Annotated in this window: 15 protein-coding genes; 10 read left to right on the top strand and 5 right to left on the bottom strand. The window is 66.6% G+C overall.

Features of this window, described 5'->3' with window-relative positions:
* Positions 1-145: 145 nt before the first annotated feature.
* The 7 genes from ACQUS7_RS01375 to ACQUS7_RS01345 are packed head-to-tail and all read left to right on the top strand — an operon-like array spanning position 146 to position 9,464.
* Positions 146-3,250: an ATPase, T2SS/T4P/T4SS family gene (locus ACQUS7_RS01375; RefSeq protein ID WP_435143876.1), complete on the top strand. Its 3,105-nt coding sequence runs from the start codon at positions 146-148 to the stop codon at positions 3,248-3,250.
* Entirely contained in the window at positions 3,251-5,299 is a 2,049-nt protein-coding gene (locus tag ACQUS7_RS01370; RefSeq protein ID WP_435143873.1) for a type II secretion system F family protein, read from the top strand.
* Entirely contained in the window at positions 5,296-5,724 is a 429-nt protein-coding gene (locus tag ACQUS7_RS01365; RefSeq protein ID WP_435143871.1) for a DUF7287 family protein, read from the top strand. The genes ACQUS7_RS01370 and ACQUS7_RS01365 overlap by 4 nt, the downstream gene beginning before the upstream one ends.
* Positions 5,721-6,407: a DUF7288 family protein gene (locus ACQUS7_RS01360; protein WP_435128626.1), complete on the top strand. Its 687-nt coding sequence runs from the start codon at positions 5,721-5,723 to the stop codon at positions 6,405-6,407. Before ACQUS7_RS01365 ends, ACQUS7_RS01360 begins: the two co-directional genes overlap by 4 nt.
* Positions 6,407-8,230: a hypothetical protein gene (locus ACQUS7_RS01355; RefSeq protein WP_435143869.1), complete on the top strand. Its 1,824-nt coding sequence runs from the start codon at positions 6,407-6,409 to the stop codon at positions 8,228-8,230. The genes ACQUS7_RS01360 and ACQUS7_RS01355 overlap by 1 nt, the downstream gene beginning before the upstream one ends.
* Positions 8,230-8,712 carry a DUF7266 family protein gene (locus ACQUS7_RS01350; RefSeq protein WP_435143866.1) on the top strand — a complete coding sequence of 161 codons (483 nt, stop codon included), beginning with the start codon at positions 8,230-8,232 and terminating at the stop codon, positions 8,710-8,712. Before ACQUS7_RS01355 ends, ACQUS7_RS01350 begins: the two co-directional genes overlap by 1 nt.
* Positions 8,712-9,464, top strand: coding sequence for a DUF7289 family protein (locus tag ACQUS7_RS01345; protein ID WP_435143863.1), 753 nt, complete (start codon positions 8,712-8,714; stop codon positions 9,462-9,464). The genes ACQUS7_RS01350 and ACQUS7_RS01345 overlap by 1 nt, the downstream gene beginning before the upstream one ends.
* A 21-nt stretch (positions 9,465-9,485) precedes the next feature.
* On the opposite strand, the gene ACQUS7_RS01340 is transcribed toward ACQUS7_RS01345, so the two are convergent.
* Together ACQUS7_RS01340 and ACQUS7_RS01335 are read right to left on the bottom strand one after the other, a co-directional pair.
* A complete protein-coding gene (locus tag ACQUS7_RS01340) occupies positions 9,486-10,958 on the bottom strand; it encodes a DUF7289 family protein (RefSeq protein WP_435143860.1) in 1,473 nt (490 codons plus the stop codon).
* Positions 10,959-11,023: 65 nt separating this feature from the next.
* Positions 11,024-11,767, bottom strand: a complete 744-nt coding sequence (locus ACQUS7_RS01335) for a competence/damage-inducible protein A (protein WP_435128641.1) — start codon at positions 11,765-11,767, stop codon at positions 11,024-11,026.
* A 180-nt stretch (positions 11,768-11,947) separates the two neighbouring features.
* Here ACQUS7_RS01335 and ACQUS7_RS01330 point away from each other — a divergent pair, with 180 nt between their 5' ends.
* Positions 11,948-12,211 (top strand): hypothetical protein, encoded by a 264-nt coding sequence (locus ACQUS7_RS01330; RefSeq protein WP_435143857.1) that lies wholly within the window; start codon positions 11,948-11,950, stop codon positions 12,209-12,211.
* Between the two features lie 345 nt (positions 12,212-12,556).
* A complete protein-coding gene (locus tag ACQUS7_RS01325) occupies positions 12,557-13,093 on the top strand; it encodes a GNAT family N-acetyltransferase (RefSeq protein WP_435143854.1) in 537 nt (178 codons plus the stop codon).
* Positions 13,094-13,407: 314 nt separating this feature from the next.
* On the opposite strand, the gene ACQUS7_RS01320 is transcribed toward ACQUS7_RS01325, so the two are convergent.
* The 3 genes from ACQUS7_RS01320 to ACQUS7_RS01310 all read right to left on the bottom strand — a co-directional run bounded on the left by ACQUS7_RS01320 (position 13,408) and on the right by ACQUS7_RS01310 (position 16,037).
* Positions 13,408-14,472 carry a tyrosine-type recombinase/integrase gene (locus ACQUS7_RS01320; protein WP_435143851.1) on the bottom strand — a complete coding sequence of 355 codons (1,065 nt, stop codon included), beginning with the start codon at positions 14,470-14,472 and terminating at the stop codon, positions 13,408-13,410.
* A 294-nt stretch (positions 14,473-14,766) separates the two neighbouring features.
* A complete protein-coding gene (locus tag ACQUS7_RS01315; RefSeq protein ID WP_435143848.1) occupies positions 14,767-15,276 on the bottom strand; it encodes a DnaJ domain-containing protein in 510 nt (169 codons plus the stop codon).
* Between the two features lie 68 nt (positions 15,277-15,344).
* Complete coding sequence (locus ACQUS7_RS01310) at positions 15,345-16,037, bottom strand: hypothetical protein (protein ID WP_435143845.1); 693 nt, start codon at positions 16,035-16,037, stop codon at positions 15,345-15,347.
* Between ACQUS7_RS01310 and ACQUS7_RS01305 the strand changes: the two genes are divergently transcribed.
* Positions 16,036-16,236 carry a hypothetical protein gene (locus ACQUS7_RS01305; RefSeq protein ID WP_435143842.1) on the top strand — a complete coding sequence of 67 codons (201 nt, stop codon included), beginning with the start codon at positions 16,036-16,038 and terminating at the stop codon, positions 16,234-16,236. The genes ACQUS7_RS01310 and ACQUS7_RS01305 overlap by 2 nt on opposite strands.
* The last annotated feature ends 4 nt before the right edge of the window (positions 16,237-16,240 follow it).

Here is a 16,240-nt window from a genome sequence, read left to right as displayed (position 1 = left end):
CTGATACGCGGTTCGGTCGCCGCGTCTCAGAACTGTTGGTTCAGCCGAGATTCGGACGATTTGACGTTTCTCGCCGCGGAATCCCGTTCTCTGCTGTGATACTTGGGGGAAGCCTTTAACGTCGTACCGGGAGTGTAGTTCGGTAATGGCAACCGACGACGCGGAGGCACCGTCGTCGACCGGGTACGACGACGCGACTGAGGGTCGGGGGGACGACCCGAACGACGTCGTCGGCGAGTACACCTGGGTGGAGTATCTCCGCGAACACGGACAGTCGGACGCGGCGGACGACCTCGCCGACCGCGTCAGCATCGACGCCGGACAGCGGGGCGACGGCGACCGTGCCCCGACAGCCGACGCCGCGGGCGACGAACCGGTCAGCGGCGGGACGCGGGCGGTGACCGACGAGGACCTCGACGCCGTCGGCGTCGACTCGGAGGCGCACCTCGGCTTCCCGCTCGCGGACCTCCCCGACAGGCTCGCCGAAGCCGCCGGCGCCGCCGCATCCGTCACCGCTCAGTCGCCGCTCATCGGCTACGACGAGACGCCGGTCATCAAGGACATCTACGGCTGGGCTGACTACCGGCGGCAGGAGTTCCTCGACGAGGACGGCGATCCGCCGACCGACGACGAGGACGAGCCGCTCAAGTTCACCGACGCGGACAAGGCCGAGGCGCTCGGGTTCGACCCGTCGGTCACCGAGAACGTGCTGAGCCGACTCGGCGACCGCGCCGCCGAACTCGACGACGTCGTCGACGAGCGCACCGTCGACGTCAACCCGGAGTTGGACGAGGACGACTTCTTCTCCGACGAGACCGGCGAGACGACGGTGACGAACCGGTACGACCTGGAGAAGTCCGTGCCGCTCCGCAAGAAACAGCACTTCGAGGAGATCGAGCGGTACTGGGTGAACGAGCCGTACTCGTTCGTCATCCTGTTCCACTCGACGAAGGAGAACGAGACGAAGTACTACGTCGTCGAACCGCACCTCAACGAGATCGAAGACGAGCTCACCGAGTTCATGGAGGGGAAGCTTCGCGCCGCCATCAAGTACGCCGACGAGGGCGCGGTCGCCTCCGACGAGGGGCACCGCCGCGAGACGATTCGCGAGGAGACGTACGACCTGCTCGAACGGTACGACCTCTACGAGCGCGAACGGGACGGCCAGCTCGGAAACCAGGTGGCCGATGCGCTCGGTATCGAGGAGAGCGACGGCGCCGCGTGGCGCGTGATTCAGGCGCTCGGCTTCGAGGAGCCGCGGCTCGAAGAGGGGCTCGACGGCATCGCGGCGCGGCCCGAACCGGCCGTCGTCGCGGAGGACCCGGACACGCTTACGGCGTACACGGTCAGGAAACTGCTGTACTACCTCGAACGCGACTTCATCGGCTACGAGCGCATCGACGGCATCAAACACGACATCAACGTCGAGGACATCTCGTGTGACGGCTACAACAGCCCGGTGTTCGTCTACCACTCGGACTACGAGCAGATCATCACGAACATCTACCACGAGGAGACCGAACTTGACGACTTCGTCGTGAAGCTCGCCCAGCGCTCCGGGAAGGGTATCTCGAAGCGCCGGCCGCAGGTCGACGCGACGCTTCCGGACGGGTCGCGCGCCCAGTTGACGCTCGGCACGGAGGTGTCCGACCACGGGACGAACTACACGATTCGGCAGTTCAAGGACGTCCCGTTCACGCCCATCGACCTCATCAACTGGTCGACGTTCAGCCTCGACGAGATGGCGTTCCTGTGGCTCTGCATCGAGAACAACAAGAGCCTCATCTTCGCCGGCGGCACCGCCTCCGGGAAGACCACGAGCCTGAACGCCGTCTCGCTGTTCATCCCGAGCAACTCGAAAATCGTCTCTATCGAGGACACCCGGGAGGTCGAACTGCCCCAGCGGAACTGGATCGCGTCGGTGACGCGGCCGTCGTTCAGCGACGACGACAAGGGCGACATCGACGAGTTCGACCTCCTGGAGGCCGCGCTTCGTCAGCGCCCCGACTACATCGTGATGGGCGAGGTGCGCGGCGAGGAGGGCCGGACGCTGTTTCAGGTCATGTCGACGGGGCACACGACGTACACGACGTTCCACGCCGACAACGTCGGCGAGGTTCTGAAGCGGTTCACGACCGACCCCATCAACGTCTCGAAGACGATGTTCACGGCGCTGGACCTCGTCTCCATCCAGACGGCGACCCGGGTGAAAGGGAAGAAGGTGCGGCGGAACAAGTCCATCACCGAAATCAACCACTACGACGCCGAGAACGACGAAATCAACGTTCAGGACGTCTACCAGTGGCAGGCGGAGACGGACGAGTTCCTGAAGATGGGGGACTCGAACACGCTGCAGGAGATCATGTTCGACCGCGGGTGGAGCCGCGAGAAACTCGACGAGGAGCTGTTGAAGCGCCGCGCGGTGCTCGCGTACCTCATCGACCGCGGGCTCAACACGTACACGGAGGTCGCGGCGACGCTGCAGGCGTTCATAAACGACCCGGAGACGATTCTGGCGCTGATGGCGAACGGCGGCCTGGAGGCGAGCCTCGAAGACCTCCGGGAGATGGAGTCCGTGCTCATCGACGTCGACCAGGAGAAAGAGGAGATGGTGCCGCGGCCGGAGGCGGACGAGACGATGCTCGAACAGACCGACCGCATCCTCTCGGAGGCCGACGACCTGCTCGACCGGTACCGCGGCGAGATGCCGGACAGCGTCGCCGAGGCGCTGCTGTCGGTCGAGCCCGAGGGCGACGTGGAGGCCGAGCCGGGCGCCGGCGAGGACCTCGCGGCCGAAACCGGCGCGTCGACCGCCGGCTCCGGGACCGACTCCGACGATTCGGCCGGGGCGGACCGCGGCGTCGACCCCGCGGACGAAGGCGCCGGCGTCGACGCCGGCAGCGACACCGACGCCGCCACGGACGCCGGCGACGACCCGGCTCTCGGCAGCGACGCGGACTCAGGTGGCACCACGGACGCCGACAGCGACGCGAACTCGGGCGGCGACGCGGATGCAGCCCCCGAGGACGCGTTCGACGCGGTCGACGAGTTCGGTGACGGCGGGGCGGGCGACGTCGGCGGTGACGACACCGCGACGGCGGACGGCGGCCCGACCTCCGGAGGCGACGCGTCCGACGAACGCGGCGACTCCGACGACGTCGACGCCGACCCTGGCGAAATCGACGAGTGGGGCTTCGGAGAGGTCGAACACCCCGAGGACGAGGACGGCAGCGAGCGCGAGGACGAGTAGATGAGTCTCGACGCAAACAGCAGCTTCGCCGACACGCAGCGGTTCGCGGACGCGTTCTACCCGCTGTTCACACGGCTGTTCGACGAGGACGGCGAATTCGTCGCGAACGTCGAGGAGAAGCTGACGGAGGCGCGGATGGGGCAGCCGGTCGAGCTGTACCTGTCGCGGGCGCTCGGCGTCGGCGTCCTCGTCGGCGGGGCGCTGTGGGTCGTCGGCGCGCTGTTCGGCTGGGCGCTGTTCGCGTTCGGCATCCTGTCCGCCGAAGGAATCGGCCTCGGGATTCCGGTGCCGTCGCCGGAGGCGGCGGCGTTGCTGCAGAGCCTGACGGTTCCGGCGGCCGTGCTGGTCAGCGGCGTCGTGTTCGGCAGCATCGGCTTCGGCCTCGGGTTCGGGACGCTCGCCGGCATCCCGTACCAGCGGGCGAACACCCGGGAGCGCGAGATAAACATGCTGCTCGCGGACTCCGTCTCGTTCATGTACGCGCTGTCGGTCGGCGGGCTGAACCAGCTCGAAATCCTGGAGTCGATGGCGAAGGCCGACGACACGTACGGCGAAGTCGCGCGGGAGTTCCAGAGCATCGTCCAGGAGACGCAGTACTTCGGCACCGACTACCGGAACGCGGTGCGCGAGCAGGCCGTGGAGACGCCGTCGGACGAACTCAGCCAGTTCCTGACGGACATGCTCTCCATCATCAACTCCGGCGGCGACATGGAGGCGTTCCTGAAGGACAAAAAGGAGAAGCACCTCCGCACCGCGAAACAGCAGCAGGAGCTCACGCTGGAGACGCTGGAGCTGTTCGGGGAGATGTACATGACGCTGTCGCTGTTCCCGCTTCTGCTCATCATCATCCTCGTCATCATGTCGATGCTGGGGCAGAGCCAGACGCGGCTGCTGTTCGGGACGGTGTACCTGTTGACGCCGCTCATCGGCGTCGGCTTCCTCGTGCTCGTCTCGACGGTGAAACAGGACGAGGTCGGCAACGGCTACCTGTCGCCGCAGGACGTCGACGAGCAGTTCACGCAGTCCCAGCAGCAGGGGCTGTTCCACCTCGGACTCGTCGAGTCGTTCACCGGTCGGTTCGGCCTGTTCGACCGCATCCACGACCGCGAAGGGACGCACAAGACGAAGGAGCTGCTCGGCGCGCCGCACCTGTTCTTCCGGGAGCATCCGCTGTACACGCTGGCGCTGACGGCGCCGGCCGCGCTGGTGCTCGTCGGCTTCGCGGTGGCGTCCGGCGCGGCGCCGCTGTCGTGGGACGGCTTCGTCGCGAACCCGGTGTGGGGGACGTTCATGTGGGTGTACGTTCCGGTGTACGTGACGCTGGTGCCGCTGGCGGCGTTCCACGAGTGGAACGAGCGGCGGCGCGCCGGCATCACCGGGAAGCTCTCGGAGAACCTCCGGAAGCTCTCGTCGGCCAACGACACCGGGCAGACGCTGCTCGAATCCATCGAGACGGTCGCGGAGACGTCCTCGGGGAGCCTCGCCGACGAGTTCGACGTGATGTACGCGAAGGTGAACTACGGGATGAGCCTCCGGGAGGCGCTCGTCGAGTTCAACAACAAGTACCACATTCCGCGGCTCGCCCGCACCGTGAAGCTCATCTCGGAGGCGCAGGAGGCGTCCAGCCAGATTACGGACGTGCTGACGACGGCCGCGCAGGCGTCGGAGAACCAAGACGACATCGAGCGCGAACGCCGGTCGCGCACCCGGATGCAGGTCGCCATCATCCTGATGACGTACCTGACGCTGCTCGCGGTCATGGCGATTCTGAAGGTGAAGTTCCTCGACGTGATGGCCGGGCTGACGGCGCAGGCGGGCGGCGGCGGGGCGACCAGCGGCGTCGGCGGCGGCGGCCTCGCGAGCGGCGGCTTCGCCGGCGGCGTCGACGTCAAACAGCTCTCGGTGCTGTTCTTCCACGCGGTCACGCTGCAGGCAATGATCTCCGGGTTCATCGCGGGCTACATCCGGAGCGCGGACATCATCTCCGGCGTCAAGTACGTCGTCGTGCTGTTGACGGTCGCGCTCGGTGTCTGGGTGGTCGTCGCATGAACTGCGGCGGCGACGAGCGCGCGCAGACGACGCTGGATTACGCCATCGGCGTCGGTGTGTTCCTGCTCACGCTCGCGTTCGTGTTCGCGTTGTTCCCGGCCGTGTTCTCACCGTTCCAGACGCCGGTGTCGACCGCTGAAACAGTCGGCGCACAGCGCGTCGCCGACCAGGTACAAGAGGAGATAACCGGACCGGGGGTCCGACTCAACACCACAGCGACGACGGAGTTTTTCAGCGAGACGTCCGCGGACGAACTCCGCGAACGGTACGGGCTCCCGCCGTTCTCTCACGTGAACGTGACGCTACACGGACGCGGGGAGACGATGGGGCATCGGTACGGTGACGCCCCGGTCGTCATCGCTCGGCGCATCGTCGTCGGCACGGGCTGTGATCCGGCGTGTGAACTGGAGGTGCGGGTCTGGTGACGCGTCGCGGGCCGACCGGTGACGGAAACAGCGGGCTGTTCGGCGGCCGGTCGCGGGGTCAGGCACACACCCTCGAAGGCGTCATGGCCGCGTTGCTGGTCGTGATCGGCGTACTGCTGGCGTATCAGGCGATCGTGTTGACGCCGACGACGGCCGGCACCGTCGACCGCGACGTCACCGCTCATCTCGGCACCCGCGTCGGCGACGTGTTGCGCGCGGCGAACGACGACCGCGCTATCTCACGTGTCATGCGGTACTGGAACACGTCCGGCTACAACGGCACCGGGTCGTTCAAGGCTCCTGCAGGAGTGACTGTTCGGCGCGGCCTCGGATACAAGTTCGACACGCCACCCGGCCGGTTCGGCAGGCTCCTGAACGAGTCGTTCACCCAGAACGGATACGTCGTCAACGTGTACCTGGAAGCCCGTGACGTGTCTAACCCGACCGAGACGACGACGTACCCGCTCATCAAGCGAGGCCAACCGACGAGCAACGCCGCGGTCGCGTCGCTGACAGTGACGCTGTACGACTACCAGTACCAGACCCGGCTGGCGGCGAACGGCACACTGGTCCCGGACGAAAACTCGGCACGACTCGGGAGTCTCAGCGACGACCGGTACTTCGCCGGGGACCTCGACGGCCCGGTGTACAACGTCGTGACCGTGAAGGTGGTGGTGTGGTGATGGTGGTCGACGAAGCGGACCGCGGACAGCTGATGCTCGTCGGCGCGATCACCATCGCCATCATCTTCCTCGGACTGGTCTCGGTGTTGAACGCCGGCTTGTTCACGGCGAACGTCGCACCGCGGGCCGGGCTCTCGACGACGACGGGCGCCGAGACGTTCGTCAGCAGCGTCCGGAGCGACGTCGCAGTCCTCCAGGGCGCGGTCGCGGAGGAGTCGGTCGAGGGGGAAGTGTACCTGCGCGAGCCGGCGCTCGTCGACGCACTCGGCACGTACGAGGGCTACCTGTACAAATCGGTCGGCAGTAATCGGCCCGCAGGCGTCTCGGTGTCGTTGAATCGGACCCGGGGACGCGGGGGGCTCCTCGTCGACGAGAACCCGGAGACCGAGTTCGACCCGGCGTCCGGCACAGACGCGAGTTGGACGCTCGCGACCGACGTCACCGAAACCGACGGGACTGTCACCGTCTACGAGTTCCCGACGCACAACGCCTCACAGACGGCCACGTTCACGGTCTCCGCCACCGACCCGGACGACGAGTGGTACCTCGACTTCTACTGGGACCAGTCTGCGAATCAGGCGTACGTGCAGACGCGTGACGCCACGGGCGTCACTGACACCTGCGCCCTCTCACAGGCGCGAAGAACCAACAGCTCCGGCGTCACCGTCTCGCTCGAGAACGGCAGCGTCGTCGGCGCACCGTGTTCGGTTCCGGTACCACAGGATGCACTCGACGAACCGTACGAACTCTCGTTCGACCGGACGGGTCCGGAGTCGGCTCGTGCGGAGGGAACGTACCGATTGGCGGTGAACGGAACCATCCAGTCCGGCCGATTCAACAGCCCGTACGCGTCCCCGTACGTCGTGCCGCACGTGGAGGCTGCCTACCTCGACGTTCGGTACACCACGCCACAACTCACGTACACGACGACGATTCGCTCCGAGCCGGTTCCCGCGTCGGTTCCGTCGCCCGCGCTGACCGGCCGCGGACTCGTCTTCGTGAACGACACCGCAACCGCTCGGCTGGGAACGCTGACGAGCCACGAGGGCCGGGTCCGCTGGTACAACGTAACTGACGTGCCGGTTATCGGCCCAGCCGACGTCGACCTCGACGGGGATTCCCGGGTGGAAGTGCCGTACGTGGACTCGGACGGCGCGGTCCGCGTGGTCGACGCGGCGAACGAGTCAGCGACGCTCACCGGGGTTGGAACCGCAGAAACCGTGGACACGCGGCTCGCGGTGGGGACGTGGCACGGCAGCGGACCATCGGTGTTCTACGTTGGAGACGGCGGCAACCGCGTCTATCGCGTCACTGGCGACGCCGGGCCGTTCGAGGTGCTGCAAGACTCGAACAACGGCGTCTCAGCGGTCTCCGGCCCGGGGGACATCGACGGCGACGACGCCCCGGAGTTCGTCTACGTCGATGGGAGCCAGCAGCTCCGCTACCTCGACGACGACGGAACCGTCGGCGTGAAAATCACCAACGGGGGCGTCGGCCAGAACTACGGACCGGGCGTCGGTCGCCCTCACGACTTCGACGGCGACGGTGAGGCCAGAATACCGTTCGTCGGTGGCAGCAACAACCTCAAACTGATCGACGCGGCCGGGAACTCGGTGTCGCTCGTCGGCGGGGTCGACAAAGCGCCGATCGCGGTCGAAGACGTCGACGGTGACGGCAACGCCGAGATCGTCTACCTCAAAGGCGGGACCGCGTACTTCCTCGACGGCGTCGGGACCGGCAGCCCGACGGAGCAGCAACTGGAGCGGCAGACGATCAACGGAACGACGCCGGTCACTGCGAGACAGGGCCCGGGGGTGGCCTGATGCGGCGTCGAGATTCGGAGCGCGCGCACCTCCGTGACGACCGCCGCGGCGTCTCAGTAACTGTTTCGCACGCGCTGACGATCACGATCACCGCGGTGCTGATGACGGGTCTCGTCATCGCCGCATCGGGGGCACTCGCGGAGCAACGACACCGGGCTGCGGAGTCACAGCTGTCGACGATCGGGCAGCGGCTCGCGTTCGAACTGGAACGAGCGGCGTCGCTGGCAGCGACAGGTGAGTCGACGACCGTCACGCTTCTGACGGACCACACGGCCCGCGTCGTCGGCGGTAGCTACCGAGTCACGCTCACCAGCGACGCCGCGGTCTGCGTGTCGCCGCCGTGTCTCGCGTTTCGCATGGACGACCCAGAGGTGTCGCTGACGGTGAGTGTCACGCCGGAGCTTCCGATTCAGGAGTCGACCGCGTCGGGCGGCCGAATCCGAATCGTGTACGACGGAACGCTCAGGCTGGAGGGCGTCTGATGCGTCGTCGACTCAGCGGCTGGCTGTCCGCAGACGACCGCGCAGTCTCCGAGCTCATCGGGTACGTCCTCGCGTTTTCGGTGGTCGTCGCCTCCATCGGCGTGGTCTACACCGCTGGATTGGACAGCGCCCGGCAGTACCAGCGGCACGAAATCGAGCAGAACGCCGAACGGGCGTTCGTCGCGCTCGCGGAGAGCCTCAACGACATTCAGCGCGGCGACGCGCCCGCTCGGAACGGCGAGGTGCGCCTCGCCGGCGGAACGCTGTGGATCGACGAGGGCCCGCGTCTGACAGTCACAGTCGCCGACGCCGGCGGTGGCACCGTCGTGTACGACGACCGGGTCGGTGCGATCGCGTACTCGGTCGGCGACACCACGGTTCTGTACGCCGCTGGTGCCGTCATCCGAGAACAGCGACGCGGCGGCGCAACCGTGCCGGCCAGGCCGCGGTTCCGCTGTACGGATCGGCAGGCGGTCGTCTCGTTCGTGACCGTGACGGCCGGGAGCGCCTCCGGGCGATCCAGCCAGGGGTCGGTGCTGATTCAGGCTGACGGCCGGGGGACGGATCTGCTGTACCCGTTCGCCGGCGAAACCGCTTCCGCGGACTCCGTCTCGGTCACCGTCGGTGCGAACGCGGACGCGTGGGGACGGACGCTCACCGAGCGCGGCTGGACCCGGTCTGGCGACAGCTTCACCTGCACCACCGACCGCGTCGTCGTCAGGCGAACCAGCATCGTCGTCGACTTCCTCTGAGACAGAGGATTCCGGGGGCGGTTAGCCGCCGTCGTTGATGCGGACCTGACTGACCGTGACGTGCACGAAGAAGTTGTTCTCCGCTTCGTCGGCCCGCTCCAGTTCGAACAGCACGACGGCGTCGTTGTAGTCGGGGTCGCCCGAGCCGCGTGCGTCGTCCGGGTTCGCGTTCTCCGTCGACAGCTCGTAGATGAACAGCGCCTGCGTCTCGGACAGCTGGACGTGCTTCGACCCGTTCTCGTCGTACAGTCGCTCCTGACCGATAATCTCGGTGATGTTTCGCTGGTACCCCGCAGCTTCCGCCCAGGTCGGCAGCTTTTCGCCGTCCGTCAGAATGACGAGGTTGCCGTCCCCCTCCTGCGAGGAGTTCACTGTGATCCACTTCCCGGAAGTGTCGGTGGGGCGCAACTGGTCGAAGGTGTACCCGTTCCGAGTCGTCGTGTTGTCGGCCTCCTCGTAGTCTTCACCGTACCACGAGGTCGCCGCGACCGTCACGTTCGCGCCGGCGCTCCCCGAGAACTGGTACGTGTATTGTTCAGGTGCGTCAGGGTCGTTGACGTTGTGGCGGATCGCCCACGGCACGCTCTCGCCGGCGTTCGGCGCCCACGGGGTCACGCGGTCACCGCCGACGATGACCGACATTGTGATTGGCGTATGCTGGATGAAGTATCCGTCACCGTAGTCGTAGCCCAGCCCGTTCAGTTCGGTGCCGAGCACCTTGATGGACGCCGTGAAGTTCCTGTCGACCTGCACCTGTGAGTCTCCTGCTGCCCAGGTGCCTCCCATCCGGACGAGCGAGACGGTGACGCTCCGATTCGCGTGGTCGTAGGTGACGTCGTCGGACATCCGCTCGTCGAGGTACTTCCCCCAGCCTTTGTAGAACTGGCTGTGAACGGTTAGCGTCAGATTCCTCGGCGGATTGCACGTGGGCTGTGCGAACGTCTGCCTGATCTGTCTGGTGCGGGCCCGCGAAGCCGAGACGTTCTTCGTGACCTTCAGGGAGTCAACTTCGCCGATAGACACGTTCGCGAGCGACACCATCGGGAACGTGATGGTGCCGTTTTTGTACTGGAGCGCCGGCGGAGACACCATGCTGACGTCCCCGTTCCGTTTCCGCCACACGCCGCCACCTTCGTACGCGACCTTGCCGCTGCCTTCGACGGTTTTGACGATGCTCCCCATCGTAATCTCCACGCGGCACGTAGCGCGGTCGTTGACGGTGATCGTGACGGACGACCCCTTCCTGACGCGCACCGGCGAGTCCGATTCACCGAAGATGACGACCTGCCCCCCCTGCCGACCGTACGCGACGCGGCTCATCCGCGAGTCGGCCTGTCGCATCTCCAGGACCGCCTGCTCCATCGTCACCTCCTGTGTCGCGTCCTGAATCGCCATCCCGCCCAGGAGCGTCACAGTCGCCGCCGTGGCGATGACCAGCCCGAAGAGAAGAACAACGCCGATGACCTCGGATTGTCCGCGGTCCCCAGCGTCCATACGTAGTACAGTCGACGCGGACAAATAAAAGAATTCGCCCGTTGGGTCTCACCAGTGATATTCGGCTACTCGCCGACCTGCTCGATCACGTCGAGTTCGCTGCGCAGCCACGCGGCCGCTGCGGCAACCTCGTCGGCGTCGGTCCCGGTGACTTTGACGCGCGTCGGCTGGTCGGCCGGCGACGGATAACTCCCGATTGCGACGTCGAACCGGTCGTTCGCCGCCGAGAGCTGCTCCGTCAGCGCCCCCTCCGGCGCCGGCGTGTACAGCGCTGTCGACGTGACGTCGCCGCCGAACTCGTCTGCGACCCCGTCGAACACTGCCCGCATCTCCTCGGGCACCCCGGGCAGCACGTAGACGTCCCCGACTACACAGCCCGGCGCGAGCCCCGCGGGGTTGTCGAGCGGCCGAGCGCCGTCGGGCAGCGCCGCCCACGCTTCGAGGTCCAGGTCGAGGTCGTACTCGTCGACGACGTCGGGGTTGGATTCGGCGTACGCCCGCGCCGTCTCCGTGACGTCCGTCAGCACCGACCCCTGCACCGTCAGTTCGACGTCGAACGCCTCCGCGACGGCGCGCATCGTCACGTCGTCGTGCGTCCCGCCGAGCCCGCCGGTCGCGACGACTGCGTCGAACCGGTCGCGCCACTCGCGCAGGTACTCGACGATGACGTCGGTGTCGTCCGGCACCACCAGGATGCGGGTCACCGACGCGCCGCGCTCCGTGAGTTGGCGCGCCAACCACGACGCGTTCGTGTTCTCCGTGTCGCCGGCGAGCAGTTCGTCGCCGACGGTGAGTATCGCGACGTCCACTACCCGACTCGACGACGGTGACGCCGAAAAATCACTCGGCGGAACGCGGAAAGCGCCGCGTGGCGAGCGGCACGTCGGGGCGCAGAGCCAGCAGTGCAGAGCACGTGGGTGGACGTACCGGTAGCAGAGTTCCGCGTAGACGGGGAACGCTTTTGTGGGAAGAATATCGCAGTGAGGGCCGTGCCCGCACCCGATGCCCTCGAAAGAACGAAGCGCGCCGCCAAAGCCGGCGGCGCGCCCGCCGTCGTCACCGCCGGAATCGCCGCCGGCGCGGCCGGCGTCGCCGGCGAAGCCGTCGAGACGAAAACCGACCCCGTCGCTCGCGCCGTCGCCGGCGCCGTCGGCGCCGACCCGCAGCTCGGGCCGGCGCTGCTGGTCGTCGTCTCCGCCCTGATTCTCGTCGTGGCCTTCGCGGCGCCCGGGCTGTTCGACGACGCCCGGTGAGAACGCAGGGACGACTCGGAGCGAGCCTCCGTCTGCGCCTCGCCCCTCGACTCGCTCCAGCGCTGGCAAGTGTTGGTACGGTAACTGTTTTTACGGAGGGTCGGTGCAGTTGTGCATCCGGTGCCGCCCGGAGGCCGGATTGGTTGTTGGACCTGACATACACCACGGCGAACCGGACTCCACCGCGGCGCCGCCGCTCGAATCTTTTGACCGGCTCGGCGCCGCCAGCGACGACTCCGTCGAATCGGACCGGGAGCCTCGCCGTGTGATTCCGGTTCGGGTCCGTACGTTTCGACGGACACGTGAAAGCGTCACCCCGAAGTCACCCGCCGAGCACTGCTCGGCATGGACATCCGCCGACTCCCCGGCGACGAGCCAGCGATCCGCCGATTCATCGAGGCGCTCTGGCTCCCGTACAAACGCGAACTCGAAGCCACCGTCGACGAGTTCGCGCTCGACAGCGACGCGGACGTCGTCGCGGAGGAACTCGACCACCGGCCCGACCGCCACGACTCCGACCAGTTCGAAGCCTGGGTCGCCGTCGACGACGCCCCAGACCGCGCGGACCCGGCGGACAGTCAGGCGCACCCCGTCGGGTTCATCACGACCGACGTCGACGAGGCGCCGACCGTCTTCGACCGCCCCGACCGCCTCCTCATCTGCGACATCTACGTCGCCGAATCCCGCCGCGGCACCGGTCTCGCAGACGAACTGGTCGAACAGGCGACCGCCCGGGCGCGAGAACGCGGCTGCGCCGAACTCACGCTCGACGTCGACGTCGACAACGACCGCGCCCGCGCCTTCTACGAACGACTCGGCTTCGAGACGGTCCGCCACACGATGGTCGCCGAGGTGCCAGCGGGAGATGAGTCCCGGAAGTGAACCGGAGCCGTCAGGTGAACCGCACTCAACAGAGGAATCACCGGAAAGTGACCGGATTTACACACGACAACGGATCGGCATCGATGTCGGTGCTCATCGCGCACCTCCCTTGCGCGAATCGCCAGCAGGCGTCGATGCGCCGTTGGAAACCAACGCTAATCGCTTCGCAGAATTTGGGGGTGAAAACCGGATTCGCCGCTGCTGAGTCTTGAGGCGGCTGAAAACTGAGGGCGGCAATCCCTCCACACGCGCTAAAATACGAGTGGACTCGCCGGGACATGAGCGATGCGTTTCCCGATTCCGTCTGCGTGTTTTCAATGGTCATCGTTCTGGTAAGTGTCCGAAATGTTGTCGAGGCTGAGCAGGTCAACAAGGTCCGCTCGTCGTTCGCGATACTGTTCATCCATCGTCGGGAAATCGTAGTGATCGAGCAGCCGCTTCTGCCCCGTATTCACTCGGTCCGCGACGTCATCGAGCGTCCACCCCGAGTTCAACAAGTTCGAAATCGCACCCGTCCGGATCGCGTGCGGGCCACGCGAAGACGGGCACTTTGACGCCCCGCGCCGCTGCGCCCAATCGCACCTACTCGGATCCTTATCGTGCGGGCACGGAAGGCTCTGGCACGGTAAACTCGCGACATACGAGTACCGCCGGAACGTCGAACTCGAGATTCGGCCGTTTTGGGTGGTGAGCAACGGGCGACGCTGATGGTCGTCGAACACGTCGTACCGGACCTCGTCGACGTAGTCTTGAATCACGTCGACGACGTGGTCAGGAATCCCGATTTTTCGCTCGGGGTTGTGCGCCGGCTTGATCGGCGTTTCCGTCTCCGGCCGATGGTAGAACTCGATGGTTCCCTCCTCGAGGTCGATGTCGCTGCGGTCGATTCCGCGAATCGCGCCCATCCGGGCGCCGGTCCACCAGAGCAGCTCGAGGATTGTGTGGGGGAGCGTTGCTCGGTCGGCGCCGACCGGCTGGCTCCGGAACGCGCGAATCGTGGACTTCGCGATCGCTGGCTCCAGCCGGTCCCGATTCACTTCCTCCTCTTTCGTCGTCTCCGGCGGGTCGAGGACCTCGCTGATGGACTCCCGGGCGATTCCGATGTTTTCGGCCCATTCGAGCCACTTGTTCATCGTCCGGTACTCCTTCGAGAGCGTCACCTTCTCCGGGCCACGGCCGCGCATCTCCGAGTCGAACTCGTCGAGTGCCCACGGGGTCAACTCGGAGAGCCGGTCGATGTCGCGTTCCTCGCAGAAGTCGACGATCTTCTTGATCCGGTACCAGTAGGTGGCGATCGTCGTATCCGAGCAGTCGACGCCGCGCTTCGACAGCCACCGGTCGGCGGCCTCCCGCGGAGACACCTCATCCGGATTGTTCACTCTTCCACCCCGCAGAACCGGCCGTTCCCATCACGCACCGAACTCGGCGCCGGGTCTGGTGTCGGTCCGTGCTGGGATGGCTCGACCGAGTCGGGGCGGTGAGGGCAGCGGCTGCGGTCCTTGAGCGCGGGCCGGCCACGCCAGCGCGCGTGACCGAACTCCGTCCCCTCCGGCCCGACTGTAATCCAGCAGCGACAATCCCGGCACCGGATGTCGCTGGACCGGTCGGCCGGCGACGGTTCCCGGACGAGGTGGGGCGGAAGCTCCAGGTCGGCGTTCGGAGACCGCGGGACGCTATTCATCGAGCAGCACCTCCTTCGCCCGCTCCACGCGGCGGAACTCCTCGATGTCGCCGCCGGTGTCCGGGTGGGTCTCCTTCACGCGCTCGCGATACGCCTGCTTGATTTCCGACTCGGTGGCGTCCCGACTGACCTCCAGGACGACGTGCGCCGGCGGGTCTGCGACGATTTCGCCGTCGTCCCCTGCCGGGAGCCGGGCGTTCGCGAACTCCGTCTCGCCGGTCGTGACCGGGCGGCTCTCCATTTTCCGTTTCTCGGCGACGTAGAGACCGATACACCGGAGGTTGTCACGGACGCGGCTGTAGGCGTCTGCCGCCACAGCGTACTGGTTGCCGTTCATCGACCACCGGAGAACCACGCCGGGGTCGTCGGGTTCTGCTTGGCCGGCGTACGGATACTTCGGGTTCCGCGACTGGTGCTCCATCGCCGTGGACAGCCGCCAGTCGTCGACGCCGATGCGGTCCATCTCGTCGGAGAGGTCTTCGATGGCGTCGTGCAGACTCACCTCGAAACTCCGGTTCTCCGACCGGTTCCGGTTTGCCGTGCGTCCGAACTCGGCAGGCCAGTCGAGGCTCATCGGCTCACCCCGCTGCCGGCCGTCGCGAGGTCCGGCTGGGCGCGTTCCCGGCAGCCAACGCACTCGCCGTCGACGAGATACCGAACGGCGACGAAGTCGCCGCATGCTCGGCACTCCTTGCGAGCAAGTCGGTCGAACGACTCTGGGACTCCGCCGTCCGTGACGATCTCCTCGTCGCTGCGGTCGACAGTAGCCGTCACTGTTTCTCCCTGGAGCAGGCGGTTGCAGAGTGCGACGAGTGCCGACCTGGACACGTCTGCGAGCCCTTCATTCTCCATGATGGCGCGCAGGTGCTCGTCCGTCGCGGGAGCCACGAGACCGTGCCAGTAGACGAGGGACCCGTCGGCGACCAGTTCCTCGATGACGCTTCCGACGTCGTCGCGCTCCAGCTCGTCAGTGTGGTGAGTGTCGGCCTTGAGATGCTGCTTACCGGTCCACAGATTGGACGTCGCATCTTGGTCTCCGTCCGGCTCGGGCGCTGTCCGGTCGGTTACGAACCCGAAGATGAGTTGCTGCTGAGTGCTCAGCTCAGCGCTGCCGCCGTCGGTGACGAGTCTCGATTCGTCCTGTGTGGGTGCGGCAGGCTTTTTCCGGCGGTCTGAGACAGTGCTACTGATGCCCTCCAGCCTCGAGGACCTTGCACAGACTCGCGAAGAGGATCCGAAGGCGTTCCTCATCGCGCTGTTCATGCGGTGTGAAGCGCCTGACGGCGGGGTTGACGTCGACGCGCTGATGCAGGTGTCGGCAGCGATGACGAGCGTCGGCGTGAACGTCCCGCGCGTCGTGAACCAGCACCCGGACCTCGTCAGGGACGCGGTCGGCGAGGAGCTGACGATGCCGGAGCGACTCGTCGACCGCATCGACCGTGAAATCGACGAGAGCAGCTGACGAC

The organism is Halobaculum sp. P14, from assembly GCF_051195155.1.
Lineage (GTDB): Archaea > Halobacteriota > Halobacteria > Halobacteriales > Haloferacaceae > JBNTKA01.
Note: the sequence above shows the minus strand (reverse complement) of the source record. Positions and strands in the feature narration are given on the sequence as shown.